General features: G+C 38.0%; 1 protein-coding gene. It reads left to right on the top strand.

The features are described 5' to 3' along the window. The coding region (locus SB775_RS28950) for a sulfurtransferase (RefSeq protein ID WP_410864656.1) at nt 1-279 on the top strand (279 nt) is incomplete at both ends.

Below are 279 nucleotides of genomic sequence, written 5' to 3'. Positions count from 1 at the left end.
GGGTAGAGAAAAGTATGAGGAAGAACATATTCTTCATGCATTATATTTTGATTTGAATTTAGATTTATCAAGTCCTGTAACAGAACATGGTGGTCGCCATCCATTGCCGAATATTGAGGAGTTTGCAGACAAGCTTTCACAAGCTGGTATTGATGAACATACGACAGTAATTGCATATGACAGTCAAGCGGGTGCAAATGCTTCTCGTCTCTGGTGGTTATTAAACTATGTAGGACATGAGAAAGTATATATATTAGATGGTGGATTTCCAGCTTGGAA

It is taken from the genome of Peribacillus sp. SIMBA_075, from assembly GCF_046534585.1.
This window is presented reverse-complemented; position numbering and strand designations above follow the sequence as displayed.